The sequence below is a fragment of the Agarivorans sp. QJM3NY_33 genome (genome assembly GCF_050870865.2).
Classification (GTDB): Bacteria; Pseudomonadota; Gammaproteobacteria; order Enterobacterales; family Celerinatantimonadaceae; genus Agarivorans.
Genome location: NZ_CP194039.2, coordinates 4,064,328 through 4,079,956, shown reverse-complemented (window position 1 = coordinate 4,079,956; position 15,629 = coordinate 4,064,328). Strand labels below are relative to the sequence as shown.

The 15,629-nt window shown below is 45.7% G+C and carries 15 protein-coding genes; 2 read left to right on the top strand and 13 right to left on the bottom strand.

The window, feature by feature from the left end; genetic code table 11:
- Positions 1-9: 9 nt before the first annotated feature.
- The 4 genes from ACRRSY_RS18290 to ACRRSY_RS18275 are packed head-to-tail and all read right to left on the bottom strand — an operon-like array spanning position 10 to position 4,764.
- Positions 10-1,014: an ABC transporter permease gene (locus ACRRSY_RS18290; protein WP_432451820.1), complete on the bottom strand. Its 1,005-nt coding sequence runs from the start codon at positions 1,012-1,014 to the stop codon at positions 10-12.
- Positions 1,007-2,545 carry a sugar ABC transporter ATP-binding protein gene (locus ACRRSY_RS18285; protein WP_432460080.1) on the bottom strand — a complete coding sequence of 513 codons (1,539 nt, stop codon included), beginning with the start codon at positions 2,543-2,545 and terminating at the stop codon, positions 1,007-1,009. The genes ACRRSY_RS18290 and ACRRSY_RS18285 overlap by 8 nt, the downstream gene beginning before the upstream one ends.
- Positions 2,532-3,701 carry a Gfo/Idh/MocA family protein gene (locus ACRRSY_RS18280; RefSeq protein WP_432460079.1) on the bottom strand — a complete coding sequence of 390 codons (1,170 nt, stop codon included), beginning with the start codon at positions 3,699-3,701 and terminating at the stop codon, positions 2,532-2,534. The genes ACRRSY_RS18285 and ACRRSY_RS18280 overlap by 14 nt, the downstream gene beginning before the upstream one ends.
- A 10-nt stretch (positions 3,702-3,711) precedes the next feature.
- Positions 3,712-4,764, bottom strand: coding sequence for a sugar phosphate isomerase/epimerase family protein (locus ACRRSY_RS18275; RefSeq protein WP_432460078.1), 1,053 nt, complete (start codon positions 4,762-4,764; stop codon positions 3,712-3,714).
- A 350-nt stretch (positions 4,765-5,114) separates the two neighbouring features.
- Here ACRRSY_RS18275 and ACRRSY_RS18270 point away from each other — a divergent pair, with 350 nt between their 5' ends.
- Both ACRRSY_RS18270 and ACRRSY_RS18265 read left to right on the top strand, forming a co-directional pair.
- On the top strand, positions 5,115-6,107 hold the full coding sequence (locus ACRRSY_RS18270) for a LacI family DNA-binding transcriptional regulator (RefSeq protein WP_432460077.1): 993 nt from the start codon (positions 5,115-5,117) through the stop codon (positions 6,105-6,107).
- Between the two features lie 307 nt (positions 6,108-6,414).
- Complete coding sequence (locus tag ACRRSY_RS18265) at positions 6,415-7,188, top strand: substrate-binding periplasmic protein (protein WP_432463777.1); 774 nt, start codon at positions 6,415-6,417, stop codon at positions 7,186-7,188.
- Between the two features lie 67 nt (positions 7,189-7,255).
- On the opposite strand, the gene ACRRSY_RS18260 is transcribed toward ACRRSY_RS18265, so the two are convergent.
- The 9 genes from ACRRSY_RS18260 to ACRRSY_RS18220 form a co-directional block, all read right to left on the bottom strand.
- Positions 7,256-7,915 (bottom strand): class I SAM-dependent methyltransferase, encoded by a 660-nt coding sequence (locus ACRRSY_RS18260; RefSeq protein WP_432460075.1) that lies wholly within the window; start codon positions 7,913-7,915, stop codon positions 7,256-7,258.
- Positions 7,916-8,091: 176 nt separating this feature from the next.
- Positions 8,092-9,321, bottom strand: coding sequence for a phosphoglycerate dehydrogenase (gene serA, locus ACRRSY_RS18255; RefSeq protein ID WP_432451829.1), 1,230 nt, complete (start codon positions 9,319-9,321; stop codon positions 8,092-8,094).
- Positions 9,322-9,575: 254 nt separating this feature from the next.
- Positions 9,576-10,229 (bottom strand): ribose-5-phosphate isomerase RpiA, encoded by a 654-nt coding sequence (gene rpiA / locus ACRRSY_RS18250; RefSeq protein WP_432451830.1) that lies wholly within the window; start codon positions 10,227-10,229, stop codon positions 9,576-9,578.
- 138 nt (positions 10,230-10,367) lie between these two features.
- Positions 10,368-10,970 carry a 5-formyltetrahydrofolate cyclo-ligase gene (locus ACRRSY_RS18245; RefSeq protein WP_432460073.1) on the bottom strand — a complete coding sequence of 201 codons (603 nt, stop codon included), beginning with the start codon at positions 10,968-10,970 and terminating at the stop codon, positions 10,368-10,370.
- 272 nt (positions 10,971-11,242) lie between these two features.
- The gene (locus tag ACRRSY_RS18240) at positions 11,243-11,962 is read right to left on the bottom strand and encodes a YebC/PmpR family DNA-binding transcriptional regulator (protein ID WP_432451832.1); all 720 of its coding nucleotides are present in this window, start codon (positions 11,960-11,962) and stop codon (positions 11,243-11,245) included.
- A 224-nt stretch (positions 11,963-12,186) separates the two neighbouring features.
- Positions 12,187-12,930, bottom strand: a complete 744-nt coding sequence (locus tag ACRRSY_RS18235) for an outer membrane lipoprotein-sorting protein (RefSeq protein WP_432463776.1) — start codon at positions 12,928-12,930, stop codon at positions 12,187-12,189.
- Complete coding sequence (locus tag ACRRSY_RS18230) at positions 12,923-14,137, bottom strand: ABC transporter permease (RefSeq protein WP_432463775.1); 1,215 nt, start codon at positions 14,135-14,137, stop codon at positions 12,923-12,925. Before ACRRSY_RS18230 ends, ACRRSY_RS18235 begins: the two co-directional genes overlap by 8 nt.
- Positions 14,125-14,811, bottom strand: coding sequence for an ABC transporter ATP-binding protein (locus tag ACRRSY_RS18225; protein WP_432463774.1), 687 nt, complete (start codon positions 14,809-14,811; stop codon positions 14,125-14,127). Before ACRRSY_RS18225 ends, ACRRSY_RS18230 begins: the two co-directional genes overlap by 13 nt.
- A gap of 9 nt (positions 14,812-14,820) precedes the next feature.
- A complete protein-coding gene (locus tag ACRRSY_RS18220; protein WP_432460068.1) occupies positions 14,821-15,450 on the bottom strand; it encodes a hypothetical protein in 630 nt (209 codons plus the stop codon).
- Positions 15,451-15,629: the final 179 nt, after the last annotated feature.

The following is a 15,629-nucleotide window of genomic DNA, read 5'->3' as shown; positions in this document are numbered from 1 at the left end:
GGCGTGGCTTTAGCGGTCTCGTTTGAATTGCATTAATACCGCAATCAAAATAACCAAGCCTTTTACCGTTCCTTGTAGATAGGGAGAAACCCCTAATAAATTCAGCATATTATTAATAATCCCCAGAATGATGGCTCCAATAACCGTCCCCCATAAGGTTCCTTTGCCACCGGATAGCGAAGTGCCGCCAATCACCACCGCGGCAATCGCATCCAGCTCGTAAAATAGGCCCGCGTCCCCAGGGCTCACCGAATTCAGCCGTGACGAAAGCATGAGTGCGGATAAACCCACGGTAAACCCCACAATCACAAAGCTTAATAAGTACACGCCTTGTACATTGATTGCCGAGTAAGTTGCTACTTTAGGGTTTGAGCCCACCGCGCAAAGGTGGCGCCCGAACGCGCTGTGGCGCAATACCACATGGCCTAATAGCGCTAAACTCAAAAATAGCCAGACTGGGATCGGAATACCTAGCCAGTAGCCCCCTCCGAGATCTGGGTAATAGGAGTTTTGCGAGACCATTTCTCCAGCATCGCTAATGTAAAGGGTGAGTGAGCGAAAAATAGACATGGTGGCTAGAGTCGAAACGAAGGCGGCAATTTTACCTTTGGTCGTGAGCCAGCCGTTGAGCGCCCCAAAGGCAGCTCCCATTGCCATTGCTGCGACAATTACGATGACAACGCTAGTCCAACCATCCCCTAAATAGTTGAGTAACATAATGACTAATACACCGACCAAGGCCAGCATCGAACCGACCGACAAGTCGATCCCACCAGCGATAATCACAAAGGTCATCCCAAGGGCGATAATTCCGGTGTAAGAGACTTGGCGTAGTACATTCGTGAGGTTTCTGGGGATCAGAAAGTGTTCGCTCGCTAAGGCCGAGAGTAAGATCAAAATTAACAGCGCGAGGAGTGGAGCCCAATTTGAAATACTAAGTGTTGGCAATCTGCTGAGCCAAGTTCTTGCTCGCTTCGGCTGGTTTTTAGTTTTCATTTTTGCAAGCTCATTCATGCTCGCTCTCCTGTCGTTGAAGTGTGGTGGTGGTCGCTTGTGAGGTTAGCCCCGCTGCCAGAAACATAATTTGTTGTTCATTAATTTGCTGGGCCTTGAGTTCGCCTTGGATCCGACCCTCGCGCATCACCAGTACCCGGTGAGCAAGGCCTATTAACTCTTCCATATCGGAGGAAATCACTACGACCGCTAAGCCTTGTTCGGTAAGGTTTTGTACAAAGTGATAAATTTCTTTCTTGGTATTTACATCCACTCCCCGAGTGGGTTCATCGAGGATTAAAATTTGTGGTTGGGTGTCCATCCATTTCGCCAGATAAACCTTTTGTTGATTCCCTCCGCTCAAATACAATAATTCGCTATTTAATGACGCGGCTTTAATATCGAATCTCTTCACATAGTGTTCGGCTGTCTGGTGAGTTTTACGATGATTAATTAAGCCTTTGCAGTATTGGCTTAAAGAAATCAAACTGATGTTTTCGGGTAGGTTAAAGTTCATGGTAAGGCCACAGCCTTGGCGATCTTCACTTAAGTAAGCCAGACCGTGTTTTAGGGCATCCTTAATGTTATGGATCGATACCATTTGTTGCTGAACCCATATTTTTCCAGAATGGCGTCGGCGGAGGCCCATGATTGCCTCTGCCATTTCGGTTCGGCCACTACCGACTAAGCCAGCAAAACCCAGAACTTCACCCCGGCGTACACTAAAACTGATATCGTGCAGCAGGCCTTTGATTGAGAGCTGCTGAATCTCTAGTGCTTGCTGGGATTGAATTTCGGAGCGCAGAGGAAATACTTGATTAAGTTCTCTACCAACCATCTTACGGGCCATGTCTTGTTCGTTGATTTCGCTTACCTGTTCAATCGTGATGAGTGAACCATCACGCAAGATCATCAGCCGATCGCATAATTGTTTTACCTCTTTAAGCTTGTGCGAGATGAATAAAATAGTGACACCTTGCGCTTTTAACTTTTCAATCAGTTTAAATAACACCGTGACTTCTTGGCTGGTGAGCACGGTTGTTGGCTCATCCATAATCAGCAGTCGAGCGTCATTAACCAAAGCTTTGGCTATTTCGACCATCTGTTTTTCGGCGACACTCAGTTGCTCAATCAGGGCATCTGCTGATAGCTCGGTTTCAAGTAAACTTAATAACTCTTGAGTTCGTTGGCGCATCGCTTTTTTATTGAGTAATATTGGCCCCTTGAGTTCTTGCCCAAGAAAGATGTTCTCAAATACGTTCAAACTAGCGATGAGGTTAAATTCTTGAGGGATCATGGCGATACCGAGTGCTTTCGCATCGCTAGGGCTATTGATCTTTACTTGTTTTCCGGCGACTGAAATTCGACCGCCACTACTTTGATAAATACCGGAAATAATTTTCAGTAGCGTGGATTTTCCAGCTCCGTTTTCGCCTAAAATCCCCATCACTTCGCCGGGCATTATCTGTGCACTAATGCCATCTAATACAGGTACCCCAGAAAAGTGTTTACTGATTTTCTCTAGGCTTAGAATGGGTTCAGCTTGCTTCATGCCCATTCTCCAAAGCGGTCCACTGGCCGTTATTTTGTGAAGAAAACAACATTGCATTGATGAATTGTAAGCCTTCAACACCTTGTTTTACGCCCGGTAATAGGCTGTTGGCAAAGATTTCAGTGGGAGATTTTCCTGCCGCGCACAGTCGGATAGCTTGCGCGGTTTCTTGATATAAATTAGCAAAGCCCTCGAGGTAACCCTCGGGGTGGCCTGCCGGCGTTCTAACTAAATGGGGGGATCCTGATTGATAACCATAACCAGCTCGACTTAAGATCCGGCTTGGTTGCGCAAAGGGGCTGTAAATTAGCTGATTGGGCTGCTCTTGCGCCCATTCTAAACCGCCATCACTACCGTAGACCCGGATCCGCAGCCCGTTTTCATTGCCGGGGGCGACTTGCGAACTCCACAACATACCGCGTACACCTTGCTCAAAACGCAGCATTGCATGTACGTTATCGTCTAATATTCGATTTTCGACGAAGCTGGTGAGTTCTGCGCTGACTTGTTCGACTTGTAAGCCAGAGACAAAGGTGGCTAAGTTGAAAGCATGGGTACCAATGTCACCTAAACAACCCGCAGGACCAGAACGTCGGGGGTCGGTGCGCCAAGCTGCTTGTTTATTACCGCTATTTTCGGTGGCGGTGGTCAGCCAATCTTGGGCATACTCGACTTGAACTAAACGCAGTCTACCTAAGATCCCTTCGCTGACCATTTGGCGGGCCTGCCGTATCATCGGGTAGGCGCTATAATTATGCGTTAATACAAATAATTTTCCGCTTCGAGTGGCCAATGTTTGCAGGCTTAAGGCTTCTTGTAGTGAGCAGGTCATTGGTTTGTCACAAATGACGTGAATGCCAGCCTGTAAAAACGCTTCCGCAATCGGGAAGTGTAAGTGATTTGGTGTCACAATGCTTACCGCTGTGATGCCATCGCTACGTGCAGCTTCGGCTTCGGCCATGTCTCGATAATCGAGATAACAGCGTGTCGGTTCAATACCAAGTTCTGCTGCCGATTGTTTGGCTTTGTTCGGATCAGCGCTGAGGGCGCCAGCGACCAGCTCAAATTGATCATCTAAACGGGCGGCTATGCGATGAATTGCGCCGATAAATGCGCCACTTCCCCCGCCAACCATGCCTAATTTAATCTTAGTCATACCTTGTTCCTTATAAACCTAAAATGCGTAAGTTGGCTGCTTGATCGATTGCGCTATCGGCAAAGTCGTCAAAGGCCTTATCGGTCACCTGAATGAGGTTTCTCTTGACAAAGGTTGCTCCCTCGGCAGCGCCAGCTTGAGGATGTTTCAGGCAGCATTCCCATTCCACCACAGCCCACCCAGTAAAGTCGTACTGTGCCAGCTTGGAAAAAATGCTCACAAAATCAACCTGCCCATCACCTAAGGAGCGAAATCGGCCAGCTCGTTCACTCCAGCTTTGGTAGCCTCCATACATACCTTGTTGGCCACTTGGATTAAATTCAGCGTCTTTGACATGGAACATTTTTATACGTGGGTGGTAGTGGTCAATAAAGTCTAAATAATTGAGTTGTTGTAAAACAAAATGGCTCGGATCAAATAGGATGTTGCAGCGTGGATGGTATTTAACTGCAGCTAAGAATCGATCAAAGCTCACGCCATCGTGTAAGTCTTCTCCGGGATGTATTTCATAACATAGATCGACACCAGCTTGGTCGAAGGCATCCAAAATGGGCAGCCAGCGCTTAGCGAGTTCGGCAAAACCCGTTTCAATTAGCCCTTTTGGACGCTGTGGCCACGGGTACATATAAGGCCATAGCAAGGCTCCGGAAAAAGTGACGTGGGCGTGAAGCCCAAGGTTTTGTGATGCCTTTGCTGCCAGTAACAATTGCTCGACAGCCCATTGTTGACGCTCTTTCGGTTTGCCGTAAAACTGCTCGGGGGCAAAGCCGTCAAACATTTCATCGTAAGCGGGGTGTACTGCCACCAGTTGGCCTTGTAAATGAGTCGATAATTCGGTCAGGGTGAGACCGTGACCGTCAAGCAGCGCTAAAATTTGTTGGCAATATGCTAAATCGTTGGCGGCGCGCTCCAGATCAAATAAACGTTTATCCCAGCTCGGTATTTGTACCCCTTTGTAACCTAAGCTTGCAGCCCAACGGGCAATATTATCGAGGGTATTAAAGGGGGGCTCATCACTGGCAAATTGAGCCAGAAATAGCGCGGGTCCTTGTAGGTTTTTCATCGGTATTCCTTATCGATCCGTTGAATCAGTAATGACAAATGTAATCGATTACATTTTTGCATTTTAAGAGTTATCATGTTGTTCATTTACTCCGGTGGTTTATTTCGCTTCGTCATGTGTTTTTTTCATTGGTGGATAAAATCTATACAAGATGTTGGCTTTTATCTAGCGGTTGTTGCGTAAATGTGATCAATGTTGAGCTTTAATGGTCACCGGTTAAGAAACGTTATCCGTAAAGCAAATAGCGTAAAGCGCTTTTGCAAAAACCGATGTAATCCGTTACATTTAGATGGACTTACGGAGCGTCGACCGAAGCTTTGTGCTGGTGTTATTAGCAACTAGGACTGTTCATGCCAACCATAAAAGATGTTGCCAAGCTTGCTGGAGTATCAACTGCTACGGTCTCTCGTGCTATGACGGATCCAGCAAAAGTATCGGATAAAACTCGGCTTAAGGTTGAGCTGGCGATTGCCCAGTCGGGCTACGCTCCTAATGTTATCGCTCGTAACCTGAGGCGAAGTGAATCGAAAACGGTGGTCATTATTGTGCCGGATATCGCCAATATGTTTTTTGCAAATATTGTGCGTGGTATACAGCAGATTGCCTTACAAAATGCTTATAAAGTATTACTCGGTGACTCAATCCACACTGTAGAACAAGCCAAAGAATATATGGACTTAGTCCGCAGCAAGCAGGCTGACGGCATTATCTCTTTAACTGCCGAGCTACCGATGGAGATCCGACAAGGGACGAGCATTCCAATGGTTATGGCTTGTGAATATTTTCCCGATTTTCCTATACCAACGGTCCGCATCGATAATCGAGGTTCGGCTAAACGGGCGGTGGATTACTTGCTGGATATAGGGCATCACCAAATAGCTTGTATTACCGGTCCCATGGAAAATCCTATCTGTATTGACCGTAAAGCGGGTTATCAAGATGCTCTACTTCAAGCTGGATATACGCTCAATGAAGCGGCTTTTGAGGAGGGGGATTTTAGTTTTCAGTCTGGCTATAGTGCGTTTATGCGTTTACAGCAGCATTACTCGATGACTGCTTTATTTTGTTTTAATGACATGATGGCGTTAGGGGCGATGAAGGCTGCGACTCAGCTTGGTATTAAAGTACCACAGCAATTATCTATCGTAGGTTTTGATGACCTCCTGTTTGCCGAATACACTAATCCAGAACTCACGACCATTCGCCAACCGCAAGAAGATATTGGTAAAATAGCGATGCATACCCTACTAAAAATATTGACAGGTGGTAAAGTTAACCAAGATACGGTCGTGCCAACTCAGTTATTGGTTCGCTCTAGCGCAACCCCTCCGGAAATGATCTAACTAAACAGCTGAATGAGGCTGGCATTCCCACTTGATATGACTTTTAAACTCTTCCTCAGCTTTTGTTTGCTTGTTATTTAGAGTGTAAGTTAATCGGCGATCCTAAACATATTTAACATTTACTAATTTAAGATACTCGGCGAAGGTGTGGGTCGTGGTCGTGAGCATCTGCGATGTAAAAATTAGGTGTTTTGCTTTCTTTGGTTATACTTACAAAACTTATGGATTTCAGCCCTATTAGCTAATAGCAAGGCGGTGATGAGCGATGAAGGTTTGTTTTGCAAGACGACTCAGGAGCGTTTGCTTAATGCTCATTACATTTCTCATCGTGACCTCTGGCCGAGTTCAAGCGGACCCTCAACTAGATATCGATACCGTTGAGTTGGCGACAATAGACTATCCACCGTTAATGGGAGGTCGAGAAGCGATTCTTTCTGAACTTGCTAGCGCAGCCTTCGCAGCAGTGGGAATCAAGGTTAATTATCGGGTTTACTCTCTGCCCCGAGTGGTTCGGGCCGTTGCAACTAACGCGGTCGCCGGAGCCCTGGGGACTCATAATTGGTTCTACTATGATGATGCGAAGTTGCAAATATCATATATACCTATTTACGCCGTTAATATCCGATTATTTTATTTAAAGAGCCATTTCCCTCAAGGGCTGGACTACCAAGAGCTTCGTGATTTGCAAGGCTATAAAATCGGTTATATTCGTGGTGGTGCTTTACTCCCAGAGTTTGCTAAAGCCAATATTGAACCAGAATTAGTTCGAACTTTGCATCAAAATGTGGAAAAAGTGTATGCGGAACGCGATGATATGTTTGTTGCCACCGAGCTAGGAGGATGGGCTGTCATTAAGCAGCATTTCCCCGAGGATGTCAGTAAATTTGCGCAGGCTGAGGATCCCTTATTTATTGACGAAGGAGATATCATTTTTTCTCATAAGTATAAACATTTACAAGACATTTTTTGGCTTGGTTTTCAGATGATTAAAGAGAATGGCCAATATTTAAAGGTGGTTGAAAAATACTATGGTAAACACCAAGTTCCGGCTTATTTGCAAAGGTTTATTGAGTCGCCCTAAGGGCTAATTTCGCGCGAAGCTGAATCACATCAACATGTGCACTGGACTATCATTTTGCCAGCTTGATTTAACTATCACGCCAAAATTTCAAGATATGCCCTTTAAAAGGCGTATTTAAATAGTCAGTATGTAGCGGTTTTTCATGAGTATTAAGGTATCCATATTGGGTCATACATTGACTCAGCTTACTTTTTCGACCTCGACCGGGGTCAACTAAAATCACTTCGCATTTACGGTTGGCATGGTTTTCAATGAAATTTGCCAGTAGTTTAATATGCTCATCTTCATAAAGCAGATCACTGCCGATGATTAAATCAAACCGACCTAAATGATCTCGCTTGTCTGCCCAATCAACTCGTTGATAGTCAATGGATTTATCTCCATTAAGTAAGGTGTTGCGCTGCAAGAAAAACTCTGCTTCGGGGTGGTAATCGGTCGCGGTAATATCGGCATTTTGTTGATTAAGCAATAAACTAGAAAGCCCAATACCACAGCCTATCTCAAGAATGCGTTTGTTGCCTGTTTGATAGTCTGAAATATGATGGGCCAGTACCATGCTTGAAGGCCAAACAATACCAAATAATGGCCAAGTGGCTGACGAAATCCCTAATTTTAATGCGATACCATCTGGGTCGCTAAATTGCTGATTGTCACGCAAGGTGCAAAGGTGAATGTCGGTACTACCAAACTCGATAGTTTGGTAACGAAGCCGCAGTGCTGATGTCATAATTATCCAAAGGGATTAAGAAGGCTAAGCCAGCTATCTAGGATAAGTGACGAAACAGAGTACACTAAGAATATAGCAATTTGAGTCTTGTACAAGTAATTTGCCTAGACTGGTTTTCTATAGGCACAAAAAAAGCCAGCATTTAGACTGGCTTTTTTGCGACTTAGCGAATCAAATTAATGCAAAATACGCGCGCGTATTGTACCTTCAATTTCTTTTAGTTTCGCTATCGCTTGATCTGCTTGTGCTGTTTCTACATCAATTACGACGTAACCAATGTTAGCATTGGTTTGTAGATATTGAGCAGCAATGTTGATCGCATCTTCAGCAAAAGCTAAGTTGATTTTGGTTAATACGCCCGGTTGGTTATGGTGAATGTGTAACAGGCGGCTGGTGCCCGTATGCTCAGGCAGAGCCACTTCTGGGAAGTTAACCGCTGACAGCGTTGAACCATTGTCTGAGTACTTGGCTAGTTTCGCAGCCACTTCGATGCCGATATTCTCTTGGGCTTCCTGAGTTGAACCACCAACATGGGGGCTTAATAGGACGTTGTCGAAGTCACGTAGCGCAGAGACAAATTCTTCTTTGTTTGATTTTGGCTCGGTTGGGAATACATCGACAGCTGCCCCGGCTAATTTTTTACTTTCTAAAGCAGCAACCAGCGCTTCGATATCGACTACAGTACCGCGTGAAGCATTGATTAAAATTGAATTTTGCTTCATTGCTGCAAATTGAGCTTCTCCAAACATGTATTTGGTTTGGGGGGTTTCAGGCACGTGTAAACTAACCACATCACTCATCGCCAAGAGTTGGTTTAAGTCATTTACTTGGCTTGCATTACCCAAAGATAGCTTACTTTCGATGTCGTAATAGTAGACTTGCATGCCTAGGGTTTCAGCTAAGATCCCGAGTTGGGTGCCAATATGACCATAACCGATGATGCCCAATTTTTTACCGCGAGCTTCAAAAGAATTATCCGCAGATTTGATCCACTCGCCGCGGTGTGCTTTGGCGTTTTTCTCTGGAATACCGCGAAACAATAAGATGATTTCACCTAATACCAACTCGGCAACGCTACGGGTATTAGAGAAGGGAGCATTAAATACGGGAACGCCCTTTTTTTGCGCGGCGGCTAAGTCAACCTGATTCGTACCAATACAGAAACAACCAATCGCCACTAACTTATTCGCGGCGGCAAGCACTCGTTCGTTGAGGTTGGTGCGAGAACGAATACCGATGAAATGAACATCTTTGATTTTCTCTATCAGTTCGTCTTCTGCTAGCGAAGTTTTGATCATTTCTACATTCTCATAACCAGCTAATTGAAAGGACTGTAATGAACTCGGGTGCAGACCCTCTAATAACAAAACCTTAATTTTTTCCTTGCCTAACGAATACTTTGCCATGTTTGCTTCCTAAAACCCATGTTACCGCTTGAGCGAGTAAATTTAGCAAAAAAGCACCACTTAGGGAATGTAATTTTATTACATCAAAATTTATTCATGTTTCGGCTAAAACACTGAGTTTGCCATGATTGATAGTTTTATATTTGGTATATTTGTACTTGGCTGGCAGTAATTAGAGACGAATTGAGACTGGTTGGAATATGTCACAAAAAAAGGAGTGCAGAAAGCACCCATTTTTTTGTTCGCTTGCTTATTTAGCGTTTTAGAGCGCCTTCTGGAGTACCAATCACCACATGATCTGCGCCGCGAGCGGCAAACAAGCCATTGGTCACGACACCAGCAATAGCATTGATATCACGTTCCATTTCAAGCGGGTTGATGATCTTCATACTATGTACATCCAAGATAACATTGCCGTTATCGGTGACAACTCCCTCACGGTATACTGGATCGCCTCCCAGTTTTACCAATTCACGCGCCACATAGCTGCGAGCCATAGGGATCACTTCTACTGGTAGTGGAAACTCACCTAAAACATCCACTTGTTTGGTATTGTCGACGATACAAATGAATTTTTCGGCGACCGCTGCAACAATTTTTTCTCGGGTTAATGCCGCACCACCGCCTTTAATCATATGATTTTGGCCGTTAATTTCGTCGGCTCCATCGACATAAATAGACAATTGGTCGACGCTATTCAAGTCGAATACTTCAATGCCATAAGCCAATAGTTTTTCGGTTGATGCCTCAGAGCTGGATACGGCACCGATGATTTGATTCTTCATGGTGGCGAGAGCATCAATAAAATGATTAACCGTAGAACCCGTGCCAACACCAACAATCGTGTCTTTTTGTACGTAATCTAAGGCGGCCCAGCCTGCGGCCTTTTTCATTTCATCTTGTGTCATTGCGATGCTCCGAAGCGATAGTTGTGAGAATTTGCCAATAAGTTGGCTATTTGGCGCGCAGTATAACCAAGCACAAAGGTGAACGCCAATGTCGATTGTTGTTTTTAGGCTGCGCGTCGGGTGAGCTAAATTAGGCGCTTACCAGCGCCAGTCTTTGCTGGGGGTGAGGATCCGTTTTAAGGGCTGATCCCATACCTGAACAGGAACTGCATCGACTTGCTGGCAGTCGTGAGCCAAGCCAACCACCAGCGGGGGATCGGTTTCTATATTCGCCAATAAACGATCGTAATAGCCACCGCCCATACCCAGTCGATTTCCCTCGGCATCGAAAGCAACCAAAGGGGTTAAGATCAGTTCTAATTGCTGGCCGGCAATGACCGCCGCTGGGTCAAAAATGGGTTCGGCGATCCCAAAGCGGTTTTGTTGCATCAGTGTGTTGGCATGATAGTGATGAAAACACATGTTTCCATTGGTATTTGGGTCGACTAAAGGGACAAAGACTTGTTTGTTTTGCTGCCACAACCAGTCGATAATTAATGAAAGATCCAGTTCCCCATCAAAGGCTAAATATAAGGCGATTCGTTGTGGTTTTACTAGGGTGGGATCCGCTTGTAAGTATTCGAGGATTGCTTGGCTGGCCTGTTGCTGCTGGGTGGGGCTTAAGCTGCCGCGCTGTTGGCGGATCTGATGGCGTAATTGTTGTCGCCACTGCTGATCTTGCGCCGCATCAAGTTTGCTCATACCAAAGGCTTAAGTTGCTATTAGATTGTTTCAGTGTGCAATGAGATGCAGAGGGAAGCAAGTTTTAAAGTCCCCCAAGCCTGAGTGTATCAGGCTTGGTTGGTCCACTTGAGTTTATACCGAGCGAAACAAGATGCTGATCATAGTAGCAGGTTAAAATCGAGAAGCATGGTTTTTGAAATTGGGCGTCCGGTAATGGTGACTTCAATTTCAGCCTTGTTTTGTCGATCTTAAGCGGGTAACTTTTGATCATCAACCGATTTCAATTGGTATTAGTCAAGTTCCACGTTGTGATAAACGTTTTGTACGTCATCACAGTCGTCCAACATAGCTTGAAATTTTTCAAACATCGCCACATCATCACCGCTAATTTTGGTGTAGTTTTGCGGAATGAAGCTAATTTCTTCCATCTCAAACTCTAGTTCTGGTAGCGCTGTTATCAGTGAAGTTTTAACTTTGAAGTACTCAGTATGAGGAGCAAACACGGTAATCATGCCGTCTTCGCACTCTACGTCAGTGACTTCTACGTCATCCATTAATAGGATTTCTAAAATGGCATCTTCGTCGTCACCTTGAAAAGCAAAGATTGCTTGGTGATCGAACATGTGAGCCACGCTGCCTTGGTTGCCAATTTTTGATTTGGTTTTAACAAAAGCTTGACGAACGTCGGTAAAGGTACGGCTGTTGTTATCGGTTAAACAGTCAACAATCACCATACAACCGCCAGGGCCATAACCTTCGTAGCGGGCTGGTACGTAATCTTCACCTGCACCACCTTTCGCTTTCTCTATGGCTTTATCGATAACATGGCTAGGTACCTGATCTTTTTTGGCGCGGTCAATTACACTGCGTAATTGCAGATTCGCGTCGATATCGGCACCGCCGTTTTTAGCGATAACATAGATTTCTTTACTGTATTTAGAATAAACCTTGGTTTTAGCACCTGCGGTTTTGGCCATCGAGGCCTTACGTACTTCAAAACTTCTGCCCATGGGTTGCTCTTTCTCGGATACTTAAAAATTCTGGGAGGGATTTTACCAGCTGAAACGCAGGGAACAAGGGCTGGGTAGGTTTCTGGGTGAAGAATGTCCTTAAACTTGTTAATTCGTGAGGTATTTAACTGTAAATACCTCACGGGCGAGGGGCGGGAGAGTAATACCGAGAGACTCGAATAAACGGGTGACTCGGTGGGGTGAAAACAATCTAAAATGTGAATTTACAATTGATCTAATGATTGTTGACTGAGATAAGCTGGATTGTAGTATTTGTCGGCTAAGCGATAGTCGGTGACGGATTGATAGTCAATCTGGGTACTTTTATAGCTTTGAATGCTATCTATCAGAGTCATGCTTTGTACCACGATTCTGCCATCGCGCTGACCCGCACTAAAATAGGCTTGTTTGGCTAGTTTCCCGGATCTTAAGTAAAGATCGGCCTGAAGTGGAAAGTTATTGGCTTGCTCCACCCACAGCTCTATTTTTTGATAAGTGGCTCCACTGGTTTTAGCCTGCAATTGTAGTTTGATAGCGGGTTTGCCATTGAGCTCGGCAGAGTCGCCAATTTTGCCTCGATAAGATTCACTCCAAGTGAGCGTCGAGATATCACCAACCGAGGCTTCGCCTAGTAGTTTTTGCATTGGTGTTATGCGAATCGGCCGTCGACTATTGGGCATTAATAACCAGTATTTATCACCCAACATTAGTAATTTTTGGCCGCGTTCGGCTGACGCTTTAAATACCACCAGTGACTTTTGTTCTGGGCGAATATATACATGATAGCGATGCTGCTTGGTTCGTTGTTGGTGCTTATATTGACTCACGATGGTCACTACTTTGGCCGAACGACTTTGCAGTCGATAAGAGTCGGCTTGCAATAAACGCTGCTGGATTTCGCTGTCGGCATGGGCAGCATTAAATGGCAATAAACATAAAAATAACCAATATTTCAATAAATTAAACATAAATTAGAGCCTCTGTAATCGGTTTATTTAGACCTTTTCGGGCTGCAATGGCTGAAGCTAGGCTGCAGATCAACACGACGCTCAAGGCAACGATGCCGGCGAGCGGCCAAGAAAAGTGGATCAATAAGGGGTAACCAACACTACGTCCTGGGGGGGCGGGCATTTGAATATCGGCAAATAGTAGCGTTAGGGATAGCCCTGCGCTCAGCAAGATCCCGAGGGCTGCACCAAACAATGCTAATATCACCGCTTCTAAGACAAAACCGTTTAGTTGTTCGGAGGGGGCGGTTCCTAAAGCGGCGAGGGTGCCAATTTCGCGAGTCCGTTCGGTGACCGACATGCTAAGTGTATTAAATAACGAAACAAATACCACTAATCCCATTATTAGGCCCAATACGCTGAAAATGCGGTTATATAAGTTGCGTACCGCATCATAAAAAAAAGCTTGCTGCCACCAAGGCCTGACCAACAGGCTAGGAAATTGCTGTTCCACTTGTCGTTGTAAAGTTGGAATATCTTGATCAGCGAAGGCAAATACCGACATCAAGCTCACTTTATCACTGCCCAATAAGGCTTGGCTTAAACTTAGAGAGGTGTAAACCAAGCGTTTATCCAAGTCAGGTACGCCGGTGGACACCAAGCCCTGCACCTTAAAATCGTAAGCATTCAAAGCACCTTCGCTCGTGGTGGCGAGTAAAGTCAGCCAATCGCCGACTTGAACTCGCATGTAAGTTGCCAGTGTGTCTCCAAGTAAGATTTGTGGCTGCGTTGGATCTTCAGCTTCGGAGAGCAGTTTGCCAGATTTTAGCGTCAGAAATGGCCCCTTTTGGCTAAACTCGCTGGCTAGTACTCCTTGACCAACAAAAATGGCAGACTTCTCGCCGTGGCTAATCAAACCGCTAAATTCGATGCGCGGTTGTACAGCCTTAATTGCGGCGAAACTGAGTAAGCTATCGCGTTGTGCTTGCCAATTGTTTAAACCAAACTGTAGAGAATAGTCTTCTTGTTGACTTAGGTATTGGCGATTAGACAAAGTAAGATGGCCAGTTTCGCGAGCGGCGGCTTCGGCCAAAGATTGGTAAGTAAATAAACCGAAACCGCCGGCACTGAGCAGTGCAAACACCGCAATCGCAATTATAAGCAGTGACATGAGGCTGCGACGGCGATTACGTTGTACATTGAGTAGCGCATGTTTTAAGCGACGCATTGGCGATTTCCCCTACTTTGTATTTGCCCATCGTGAAGTCGTATTTGTCGCTCACAATGCAGACTCATACGGCTATCATGAGTTGCGATTACAAAGGTGGTTTGTTGCGCTTTACCGATGCTTTTCATCAATTCAATCACCTGATGAGCACTCACGCTATCAAGACTAGCGGTTGGCTCATCGGCAATCACCAAGCGAGGTTGATGAACCAGCGCTCGGGCGATGGCGACGCGTTGCTGTTGACCGCCCGATAAACATTCGGGTTTCGCCTGGGTAAAAGACGACATACCGACGGCGTCAAGGATCTGTAACACCTTTTTGCGGCGAGTGGCTGCACTCATTTTGTTGAGTAATAAGGGGTATTCCACGTTCTCATAGGCGCTCATCACGGGCACCAAATTAAAACGTTGAAAGATAAAGCCGAGCTGCTGTCGGCGCAGTAACATACAATGGTGAGCATTGTTGTGAAGATGCTCGCCGTCAAAATATAGTTCACCTTGATATGCCAAGTCGAGTAAGCCACAGATGTTCAATAAGGTACTCTTACCAGAGCCCGATGGGCCGCAGAGGGCAACCATTTCACCGTGTTTGATCTGGAGGTTGACGCCCGATAAAGCTTGGCACTTTACTTGTCCAGTTTGATAAGACTTGGCGATATTGTTGAGTTGCAACATGATAGCTCCTTAGCGTTTGCTATATTGGGCATATAATTGTTCGGCTTGTTGGCTATACGAGTCATCGATGCCACTGGCTCGCAGCTGCTTCAACCACGCTTGGGCCTGTGGCTGTTGGTCTTGCTTGAGGGCCGTTTCAATGGCAAAACTGTAGATCCAGGTGCTGGCCTGTCCGGGAGCGTTCAGTAATTGAGGATCCGCGAGGACTTGGCGAAATAACTCGAAGCCGCGTTCTTGGTAGTTAAAAAATTGCGGTACGCTGCTATAGGTAATGGCTGCCATTGCCTGCATATACAGCGCTTGTGGCAGGCTGCGATATTGTTGTTGCCAGTGGTTGGGGCCTATCATATTGAGGGCTTTGTCCATTCGAGCCAAGCCATCTGCGGTGAAATTAAGTTTGCGCCACGGTAGCCAGGCATCATCACCCTTTAGCGTTTCCGTTGCGCCCAAATAAAACAGCGCCCATGCATCGCCGGGTTGCCCTTGCTGAGCAGTTTGCATTTCCTGATAGAGTTGCTCCAACTCAGAATAATCGCCTTGGGCGGCTTGAAAATAACGAGTTAGTAATTGTGGCTCTAAATCTGCCATGGCCGAGTAACTCACGATGAGTAATAGGCTTGCGAGCGTTAGTTTTTTCATGATTCATCCTTGGGATTGGAAAGTGACCGTTTAAGCCTAAGTGAGAGACGACTCGGGGACAGTGCTTTGCGATGAATTGCAGTTCAAGGCGATGAGCGGTTATATCTTGGTTTCGCCAAGGGCGTAGGAGGTTTCGCCAAGGGCGTAGGAGGTTTCGGCGGGTGGCCCGAGTTAGTTTA

Bases quoted from the DNA above. Each gene is read 5' to 3' on its own strand.
- ACRRSY_RS18290 (WP_432451820.1), bottom strand. From the start codon at position 1,014: ATGAATGAGCTTGCAAAAATGAAAACTAAAAACCAGCCGAAGCGAGCA.
- ACRRSY_RS18285 (WP_432460080.1), bottom strand. From the start codon at position 2,545: ATGAAGCAAGCTGAACCCATTCTAAGCCTAGAGAAAATCAGTAAACAC.
- ACRRSY_RS18280 (WP_432460079.1), bottom strand. From the start codon at position 3,701: ATGACTAAGATTAAATTAGGCATGGTTGGCGGGGGAAGTGGCGCATTT.
- ACRRSY_RS18275 (WP_432460078.1), bottom strand. From the start codon at position 4,764: ATGAAAAACCTACAAGGACCCGCGCTATTTCTGGCTCAATTTGCCAGT.
- ACRRSY_RS18270 (WP_432460077.1), top strand. From the start codon at position 5,115: ATGCCAACCATAAAAGATGTTGCCAAGCTTGCTGGAGTATCAACTGCT.
- ACRRSY_RS18265 (WP_432463777.1), top strand. From the start codon at position 6,415: ATGCTCATTACATTTCTCATCGTGACCTCTGGCCGAGTTCAAGCGGAC.
- ACRRSY_RS18260 (WP_432460075.1), bottom strand. From the start codon at position 7,915: ATGACATCAGCACTGCGGCTTCGTTACCAAACTATCGAGTTTGGTAGT.
- serA (WP_432451829.1), bottom strand. From the start codon at position 9,321: ATGGCAAAGTATTCGTTAGGCAAGGAAAAAATTAAGGTTTTGTTATTA.
- rpiA (WP_432451830.1), bottom strand. From the start codon at position 10,229: ATGACACAAGATGAAATGAAAAAGGCCGCAGGCTGGGCCGCCTTAGAT.
- ACRRSY_RS18245 (WP_432460073.1), bottom strand. From the start codon at position 10,970: ATGAGCAAACTTGATGCGGCGCAAGATCAGCAGTGGCGACAACAATTA.
- ACRRSY_RS18240 (WP_432451832.1), bottom strand. From the start codon at position 11,962: ATGGGCAGAAGTTTTGAAGTACGTAAGGCCTCGATGGCCAAAACCGCA.
- ACRRSY_RS18235 (WP_432463776.1), bottom strand. From the start codon at position 12,930: ATGTTTAATTTATTGAAATATTGGTTATTTTTATGTTTATTGCCATTT.
- ACRRSY_RS18230 (WP_432463775.1), bottom strand. From the start codon at position 14,137: ATGCGTCGCTTAAAACATGCGCTACTCAATGTACAACGTAATCGCCGT.
- ACRRSY_RS18225 (WP_432463774.1), bottom strand. From the start codon at position 14,811: ATGTTGCAACTCAACAATATCGCCAAGTCTTATCAAACTGGACAAGTA.
- ACRRSY_RS18220 (WP_432460068.1), bottom strand. From the start codon at position 15,450: ATGAAAAAACTAACGCTCGCAAGCCTATTACTCATCGTGAGTTACTCG.